This is a genomic window from Streptomyces sp. NPDC060027 (assembly GCF_042737005.1).
In the GTDB taxonomy this organism is placed as follows: domain Bacteria; phylum Actinomycetota; class Actinomycetes; order Streptomycetales; family Streptomycetaceae; genus Streptomyces.
Window position 1 is genome coordinate 1 of record NZ_JBHWVI010000296.1, and the last position, 8,832, is coordinate 8,832.

Annotated in this window: 6 protein-coding genes; 2 read left to right on the forward strand and 4 right to left on the reverse strand. The window is 70.1% G+C overall.

Annotated features, from left to right (window positions below):
* Nucleotides 1-37: 37 nt before the first annotated feature.
* The 4 genes from ACFWBT_RS39205 to ACFWBT_RS39220 are packed head-to-tail and all read right to left on the reverse strand — an operon-like array spanning nucleotide 38 to nucleotide 4,210.
* Entirely contained in the window at nucleotides 38-1,069 is a 1,032-nt protein-coding gene (locus ACFWBT_RS39205) for a LacI family DNA-binding transcriptional regulator (RefSeq protein WP_385708521.1), read from the reverse strand.
* Nucleotides 1,066-1,971: a carbohydrate ABC transporter permease gene (locus ACFWBT_RS39210; RefSeq protein ID WP_356463514.1), complete on the reverse strand. Its 906-nt coding sequence runs from the start codon at nucleotides 1,969-1,971 to the stop codon at nucleotides 1,066-1,068. Before ACFWBT_RS39210 ends, ACFWBT_RS39205 begins: the two co-directional genes overlap by 4 nt.
* Complete coding sequence (locus ACFWBT_RS39215) at nucleotides 1,968-2,891, reverse strand: carbohydrate ABC transporter permease (RefSeq protein ID WP_385708524.1); 924 nt, start codon at nucleotides 2,889-2,891, stop codon at nucleotides 1,968-1,970. Before ACFWBT_RS39215 ends, ACFWBT_RS39210 begins: the two co-directional genes overlap by 4 nt.
* The gene (locus ACFWBT_RS39220) at nucleotides 2,888-4,210 is read right to left on the reverse strand and encodes an ABC transporter substrate-binding protein (RefSeq protein WP_385708527.1); all 1,323 of its coding nucleotides are present in this window, start codon (nucleotides 4,208-4,210) and stop codon (nucleotides 2,888-2,890) included. The genes ACFWBT_RS39215 and ACFWBT_RS39220 overlap by 4 nt, the downstream gene beginning before the upstream one ends.
* 309 nt (nucleotides 4,211-4,519) lie before the next feature.
* Between ACFWBT_RS39220 and ACFWBT_RS39225 the strand changes: the two genes are divergently transcribed.
* Together ACFWBT_RS39225 and ACFWBT_RS39230 are read left to right on the forward strand one after the other, a co-directional pair.
* Nucleotides 4,520-6,541 (forward strand): beta-galactosidase, encoded by a 2,022-nt coding sequence (locus ACFWBT_RS39225; protein ID WP_385708530.1) that lies wholly within the window; start codon nucleotides 4,520-4,522, stop codon nucleotides 6,539-6,541.
* Nucleotides 6,542-7,278: 737 nt separating this feature from the next.
* A partial coding sequence (locus ACFWBT_RS39230) for an arabinogalactan endo-beta-1,4-galactanase (protein ID WP_385708533.1) occupies nucleotides 7,279-8,832 on the forward strand: 1,554 nt, incomplete at its 3' end.

The following is an 8,832-nucleotide window of genomic DNA, read 5'->3' on the forward strand; positions in this document are numbered from 1 at the left end:
GTCGGCAGGCGCGCCCCGGTGGCTTCCGGCGCTGTCCTCAGGTGGACTCGCGGCGCACCAGTTCCGTCGGCAGGATCACCGCCGCCGGATCCTCGCCGCCGATCTGGGCGAGGAGCACCCGGACCATCTCGGAGCTGATGCGGTCCCAGGGCTGGCGGATGGTGGTGAGGGCCGGGGTGGCGGCCGTCGCGGCGGGGGAGTCGTCGAAGCCGCCGACCGCGACGTCCTCGGGGACCCGGCGGCCGGCCTTGCGCAGCGCCGCCAGCACACCCTGGGCCATCAGGTCGGAGGCGACGAAGACGGCGTCCACGTCCGGGGCGCTCTCGAGGAGCCGTTCGGCGCCCGCCTCACCGCTGGCGCGGCTGTAGTCGCCGGAGGCGATGAGGCGCTCGTCGGCCTCGACGCCCGCCTCGTCGAGCACCTCCCGGTAGCCCGCGAGGCGCTCGACTCCGCCGGGGGTGTCCAGCGGGCCGGTGACCATGCCGATCCGGCGCCGTCCGAGGGAGAGCAGGTGCGTGACCATGTCCCGGGCGCCGTCCCGGTCGTCGGCGGCGACGTAACTCACCTTCGACCCGAGGCCGATGGGCTTGCCGCACGCGACGAGCGGCACGCCCGCCTCGCGCAGTTCCTCGGCGACCGGATCGCCGGAGTGGCTGGAGACCAGCAGCACCCCGTCGACGTGGCCCGCCGTGATGTAGCGCGTGATGCGCCGTCGTTCGTCCTGGGTGCCGGCGAGCATCAGCAGGAGGGGCACGTCGTGCGCGGCGAGCGCCTGGGTGCAGCCGCGCAGCAGGACGTTGAAGTTCGGGTCCTCGAAGAACCGCTCCTGGGGCTCGGTCAGCAGGAAGCCGACCGAGTCGGACCGTCCGGTGATCAGTGAGCGGGCGTGCCGGTTCACGACGTAGCCCGTCCTGCGGATGGCGGCGTTGACCGCCTCCTGTGCCGAGGGGCTCACGTAGTGCCCGCCGTTGAGCACGCGTGACACGGTGCCGCGCGAGACACCGGCCTCGCGCGCGACGTCGTGGATCGTCGGCGGCTTGCGTCGGCCCCCCGTGTTGCTCATGGTCATGACTTTACGGCTCCGGACAGCAGGTCGAGGCTCCAGAAGCGTTGGATGACCAGGAACAGCGCGACCAGCGGAATGATCGCGAGCAGGGCGCCGGTGATCACCAGGGTGTACAGGGCCGGAGTGTTGGAGCCCTGCTGGAGGAGGGTGAACAGGCCGAGCGTGATCGGGAACTTCTCGTCGTCGCTGAGCATGATGTAGGGGAGCAGGAAGTTGTTCCACACGGCCACGAACTGGAACAGGAACACCGTCACCAGACCGGGCACCATCATGGGCAGCGCGACGCGGGTGAAGATCCGCCACTCCCCGGCGCCGTCCATCCGCCCGGCCTCGACCACGTCACCGGGGACGGCGGCGGAGGCGTAGATCCGGGCGAGGTAGACGCCGTACGGGGAGAGGACGAGGGGCAGGAGCACCGACGCGTACGAGTCCGTCAGGTCCGCCTTGGCGAGGAGCAGGTACTGCGGGATCGCGAGGATCACCGGCGGCATCAGCACGCCCGCCATGAGGATGCTGAAGATGGTCTCGCGGCCGCGGAAACGGTAGATCGCCAGGGCGTAGCCGCTGATCGCCGAGACGGCCGTCGACAGCAGGGCGCCAAGACCGGCGTAGAGGGCGGAGTTGCCCATCCACGTCCAGTAGATGCCGTCGCGGTAGGCGTTGAGGTCCTTGACGTTCTGGGTGAAGCCGGTGCCCGGCAGGAACGTGAACGTCGAGAACAGCTCGCGGCCCGACTTGGTGGCCGCGATCACCACCCAGGCGACGGGCAGCAGACAGTAGAGCGCGCCGAGCAGCAGCGTGAGGGTCGGGACCAGGGCGATCCGGTGGCGCAGGGGCGGCCCCTGAGCGGTGCCGGGCGTCGTGCCCGCGGCCGGCGCCGCCTTGCGGACGGCAAGAGAACTCATCGTGCTTCCTCCTGCTTGGTACGGGAGTTGGCGGCGCGCAGGAAGCCGAAGGACAGGATCAGTGTGACCACGGCGATGATCACGGCCTCGGCGGCGGCCGCGTAGATGTCACCGGCGCCGAACGCGTCCCGGTAGACCTTCATCAGCGGACTCCACGTCGTGGAGACGGAGTTGGTGAGCGGCTTGAGGGTGGTCGGCTCGCTGAACACCTGGAGGGTGGCGATGATCGAGAAGAAGAAGGTGAGCACCAGGGAGGGCGCCACCATCGGGATCTTGATCCGCAGGGCGGTCTGCAGCGGGGTGGCGCCGTCCAGCTTCGCCGCCTCGTACACCTCGGCCGGGATGGCCTGGAGCGCGGTGTAGATGACGATCATGTTGAAGCCGGTGCCGCCCCAGACCGCGATGTTCGACAGCGCGAAGTACAGCGGGCCGCCGTCCAGCAGGTCCGGCTGCGGCATGCCCAGCTTGTCGAGGACGAAGTAGAAGGGGCTGACGTCCGGGAGGTACAGGAAACCCCACAGCATGGCCGCGACGACGCCAGGGATGGCGTACGGCAGGAAGATCGCGAGCCGGGTGAAGGGGGCGAGCCGTACCTTGTCCGCGTCGAGCATCAGTGCGAGGAGCAGGGCGAGGCCGAGCATCACCGGCACCACGATGGCGCCGTAGCCCGCCACGCGCAGCGCGCCGGCGACCAGTTCACTGTCGGTCAGGGCGTCGGTGTAGTTCCTGAGGCCCGCCCAGACCTCCTTGCGGGCGCCGGAGCCCAGACCGAGGCCCTTGACCTGGACCTTGTGCAGGCTCAGCCAGAGCGCGTAGCCGATGGGCAGCGCGAAGAAGAGGACGAAGAGGATCGCCGCGGGGAGGAGAAAACCGTACGGGGCCCCCTTGACCCCGTACGGCTTCCGGCGTGCGGTCGTCACTGAGCGACCCCGAAGCCCTGCTTCTTCAGGTCGGCGACGGTGGTGTCCTGCATGGTCTTCAGGGCGGCACCGAAGTCCGACTTGTTCTTGGCGGCGGCGCCGAAGGCGTCGTTGAAGGAGGTGTAGGCGACGTTCACGTTCGGGCCCCACGCGGACGGGGCGGTGGTCTTGGCGATCTCCGAGGCCTTCGTGTAGAAGTCCGGCTGGTTGGAGAAGAAGGCCGGCGGCTGCGAGAAGGCGTCACTGAGCTGGGCGTTGGTGGACGCCGGGTAGATGCCGCTCTCCTTCGCCAGCGCGGCCACCGCCTGCGGGTCCGTGTTCAGCCAGGCGGCGAACTTCGCGGCGGCCGCCTTGTGCTGGGAGTCCGTGGTGACGGCCGTCGAGGAGCCGCCCCAGCTGCCGGTGACGTTGTCGCTGTCCGACCACTGCGGCAGGGGGGCCATCGCCCACTTGCCCTTGGTGTCCGGGGCAGCCGTGGTGAGGGTGCCGGGTGCCCACACGGCGCTGACCCAGGCGATCTGCTTGCCGGTGTTCAGTGCCTTGTTCCAGGCGGGCTGGTACATCGGCTGGTTGTCGATCGCGCCCTCCTTGACGAGACCGCCCCAGAAGTCGGCGACCTTGCGGGTGGCCGTGTCGTCGATCCCGACCTTCCACTTGTCGCCGGAGGTGGTCCACCACTGGGCGCCCGCCTGCTGGGCCAGACCGGCGAAGAGGCCCGAGTCGTTGGCGGAGAAGGTGGTCAGGGCCTTGTCCGGCGCCTTCTTCTTCAGCGCGCGGGCGGTGTCGGCGAACTCCTCCCAGGTGGTCGGGACGGTCAGGCCGTACTTCTTGAACAGGTCCGCGCGGTAGTAGAACATCATCGGGCCGATGTCCTGCGGGATCGCGTAGACCGCGTCCGTCCCGAGGGTGGTCTGCTGCCAGACGCCGTCGGCGAACTTGCTCTTGGCGTCCTTCGACTCGCCGGCTATGTCGGCGAGGGCGTCGTTGCTGACCAGTGTCGGCAGGGCCTGGTACTCGGCCTGGACCAGGTCCGGTGCCTTCTTGGCCTTGTGCGCGGTGATGATCTTGGTGACGAGATCGTCGCCCGACGCCTGCTTCTTCACCGTGACGGTGATCCGCTGCTTCTTCCCCGGCCCCTTGTTCCAGAGGTCGACGACCTTGTCCATGCCCGGCGCCCAGCTCCAGTACGTCAGCGACGCGGGTCCGGACTGGGTTTCGCTCTTGTCGTCGTCCGACGAGCCGCAGGCGGCGAGCGAGGTGGCGCCGAGGACGACGGCGATGGTGCTGGCCACGAGGCGGCTGTGCTTCGTGTTGGGCATGGAACGTTCTCCCCTGACCTGGGCCCCCGCCTGCTGCGGAGGCCTGCCCTGTGCTTGCGCGGTTCGCCTTCGGGGGCGTGCCGCCGGTGCCGGGACGACGACCCCGCGCCTGGCCCTTCGAGCCTTCGCGCGGTCGCCTCTCGACGCCGGAACTCCCCTTCGGCGCACTCGCGGTGCTTCTGTGAGCGTTCACAGTAGAGAAACATCCCGGACACTTGTCAATGGTTGTTGCTGTGCGGTTATGTTGGGCTCACGCCGCTGGCGTTGTGTGTGCACGTTCCCAAATGATCGATTACATGGGAGAGATCCATGCCGGAGACCAACCCCAAGGGCCTCACCGGGCTCGCCTTCGGTGGGGACTACAACCCCGAGCAGTGGCCGGAAAGCGTCTGGCCCGAGGACGTCCGGCTGATGCGCGAGGCGGGCGTCACGATGGTGAGCGTCGGGATCTTCTCCTGGGCGCTGCTCGAACCCGGCCCGGGCACCTACGAGTTCGGCTGGCTCGACCGCCTGCTCGACCTGCTGCACGAGAACGGCATACGCGCGGACCTGGGCACCCCCACCGTCGCGCCGCCCGCCTGGTTCTACCGCGAACACCCCGAAGCGCTCCCCGTGGCCGCGGACGGCACCCGCTACGCCTTCGGCTCACGCGGCGCCATCTGTCACAGCAACACCGACTACCGCGCGGCCGCCGCCTCCATCACGACCCGGCTCGCGACCCGCTACGCCGACCACCCCGCGCTCGCGCTGTGGCACGTCCACAACGAGTACGGCGTCCCCGTCTCGGCCTGCTACTGCGCGTCCTGCGCCGCGCACTTCCGCCGGTGGCTGACCGGCACCTACGGCACGATCGACGCGCTCAACGAGGCCTGGGGCACCGCCTTCTGGGGCCAGCGCTACGCCGGCTTCGACCAGATCGACCCACCGCGCGTGACCCCGACCGTCGGCAATCCGGCCCAGGCGCTGGACCACAAGCGGTTCGCCGACGCGACCATGCGCGAGAACTTCGTGGCCGAGCGGGACATCCTGCACCACCTCGCGCCCGGCATCCCGGTCACCACCAACTTCATGACGGCCCTCAGCCAGTGCGACTCCATCGACTACTGGGCGTGGGGCCGCGAGGTCGACCTCGTCACCAACGACCACTACCTGATGACCGACGGCCGCCGCACCCACGTGAACCTCGCGATGGCCGCCGACCTCACCCGATCGGTCGCGGGCGGCGCCCCCTGGCTGCTCCTCGAACACTCCACCTCGGGCGTCAACTGGCAGCCCCGCAACCCCGCCAAGGCGCCCGGACAGATGGCCCGCAACTCCCTCTCCCACGTGGCACGCGGCTCCGAGGGCGCCATGTTCTTCCAGTGGCGGCAGTCCCGGCGCGGAGCCGAGAAGTTCCACTCCTCGATGCTGCCGCACGCCGGCACCGATTCACGGGTCTGGCGGGAGGTCGTCGAACTCGGCGCGTCCATCGACTCGTTGGCCTCGATCAAGGGCACCCGCACGGTCGCCGACGTGGCCGTCCTGTGGGACTGGCAGTCCTGGTGGGCCCAGAGCCTCCAGTGGCGCCCCAGCGAGGACCACGACGCACGCGAGCGCGCCGACGCCTTCTACGCCGCCCTCTACGACCGCCACCTCACGGTCGACTTCGCCCACCCGGAAGCCGACTTGTCGGCCTATCCCCTTGTCGTCGTACCCGCCCTCTACCTGATGACCGAGGCCGCGGGGAACAACCTCAGGGAGTACGTCGACAACGGCGGCACCCTCGTCGTCTCGTACTTCTCCGGCATCGTCGACGAGCACGACGCCGTGCACGACGGCCCCCACCCCGGCGCCCTGCGGGACGTACTCGGCCTGACCGTCGAGGAGTTCTCCCCGCTGCTCCAGGGCGAGCTGGTCCGGATCACCGGGCCCGACGGCTCCGAACTCACCGGCGATGTATGGACCGAGTTCGTGGTGCCGCGCGGAGCCGAGACCGTCTGGACGTACGCCGACGGGCTGACCGCCGGTCATCCGGCGGTCACCCGGCATCGCCTCGGCGCCGGTTCGGCCTGGTACGTGTCGACGCGTCTCGGTGCCGAGGGCCTGGACGCCCTGATCGGCTGGGCGGCCGACGACGCCCGCGTCGCGCCGCGCGCCGATCTGCCCCGCGATGTCGAACTGGTGCGCCGCACCGGCGAGTCGGGCACCTACGTCTTCGCCGTCAACCACACCGGGTCGGACGCCAAGGTGCCGCTGGACGCGCACGGTACCGAGATCCTGACGGGCGAACGCGCCGCGGGCCGCCTCGCGGTTCCGGCCGGCGCGGTGCGGGTCGTGCGCCTCGACGACTGACCCGGGTGACGGCCGCGCGGGTCGTCCGACGCATCCGGCGCCTTCACCAACCGCCCTCAATCGCGAGGGACTTGCGTGAGCCTCGCAGGCGGCAGGCGGCAGGCGGCAGGTGGCAGGTGGCAGGCCGCCGGCCGCCGCGGGTCGGAGACCGGTGTCCGCCCACGCCCTGCCGCCCGGTCGTGACCCGCCGCGGCACGGCAGCCGCCCCGGCCGGAACCCCTGGCCGGAACCCCGGGGCGGCGCCGGCACCGGTCCAGCCCGACACCCGGAGGCGGCACTGAAAGCGCCCCGGTCGCCCAGCCCGCCGGAACCCCCGCACCGCCGTCGAGATCGCCACCCGCGGCCGCCCCGACCTGGCGCGGTCGCAACCCTGGTGCCCCGCACAGCCGTTCAGATCCTGCAGACCCGATGACCGCCCCGGGATCGTCCGGGGTCTCAGCCCGGTGAATGCCCCCGCCGTTCAGATCGCGCAACCGATGACCGCCCCGGAACAGTCCGGGGCGCCCGGCCCGGTCACCGCTCCATAGCCGTCCAGACCACGTGACCCGGTACCCGCTCCGATCCGTCCGGGTCGCGTGGCCCGCCGGTCGCTCCACCTGCCGTCCGAGCCAAGGGGCTCGACGGCGAGCCGACTCCCCTCCGCCCGTGTGAGCCATGAAGCCGCGGGCGGAGGGGTTCGCCCCCGGATCCACCGGGGGCACCCCCTCCCCACCACGTCGAAGGGACGACGGACGATGATGTTCCATCCCAGACGCACACTCAGGGCTCTGCTGCTGCCGCTCGCGGCCGGGCTCGCCCTCACCGCCCTCCCCGCGCAGACCGCGCAGGCGGCGAGCACCCTGACCAACGCCGGATTCGAGGCCGACGGGACCGGCGCCGCCGTGCCCAGCGGCTGGTCGGAGTCCGGAAACACCGGCGCCTCGTACGTCGAAGCCGGTGGCCACGGCGGGAGTTACCGCCTCAGCCACTACTCCGCCTCGGCGTACAAGGTGGAGACGTACCAGTACCTCTCCGGGCTGACCAACGGGAACTACAAGCTCACCGCGTGGGTGCGCTCGGGTGGCGGACAGAACTCCGCCTACCTCGCCCTGAAGAACTGCGGCGGCACCGAGCAGCGCACCGACCTGCCGGTCTCCGCGAGCGGGTGGATCCACCTGGTCGTGCCCGTCGCCGTGACAGGCAACCAGTGCACGATCAGCGTCTACTCCGACGCCAACGCCGGAAACTGGATCAACGTCGACGACCTGACGTTCACCTCCGGCACCACCGGACTGACCGTCAAGGGCTCGGACATCTCCTCCCTCGCCAAGAGCGAGGCCTTCGGCGGGGTCTACAGGACCAGTTCCGGCACCACCGGTGACGCCCTCGCCATCCTCAAGTCCGCCGGGATGAACTACGCGCGCCTCAAGGTCTGGGTGAACCCGGCCGACGGCTACAACAACAAGGCCCGCGTCCTGGCGATGGCCAAGCGCGTCAAGGCGCAAGGCATGAAACTCCTGGTCGACTTCCACTACTCGGACACCTGGGCCGACCCCGGTACCCAGACCAAGCCGGCCGCCTGGTCCGGACACTCGTACAGCCAGCTCAAGACGGACGTCTACAACCACACGTACGACGTGCTGGGCGCCCTGAAGGCGCAGGGCACCACGGCCGACATGGTGCAGATCGGCAACGAGATCAACGGCGGCATGCTCTGGTCCGAGGGCTCCACCGACAACTTCTCGCAGCTCGCCGGTCTGCTCAACTCCGGCTACGACGCGGCCAAGGCCGTCAGCTCCTCCACCGTGGTGGCGCTGCACCTCGCCAAGGGCGGCGACCTCGCCGGAACCCGCTGGTGGTTCGACAGCGCGGTGTCCAACGGCGTGAAGTTCGACGCCATCGGCCTGTCGTACTACGGTTATTGGCACGGCTCGCTCTACGACTTCCAGACGACCCTGGACGACGCGGCCGCCCGCTACGGCAAGCCGGTCTTCCTCGCCGAGACGGCCTACCCCTTCCGTCTGGACGGCGACGACGCGCTCGTCAACCAGATCGACACGACCGGTGAACTGGTCTCCGGCTACGCGGCCACGACCGCCGGGCAGTCCAACTGGCTCCGGGACGTCATGAACGTCGTGGAGGCCGTGCCGAACGGCCGCGGTCTCGGTGTCTTCTACTGGGAGGCCACCTGGACGGCCGTCACCGGCAACGGCTGGGACCCGGCCGACTCCGGCTCCGGCAACGGATGGGAGAACCAGGCCCTGTTCGGCTTCGACGACAAGGCTCTTCCGGCCATGTCGCTGTTCGGTCAC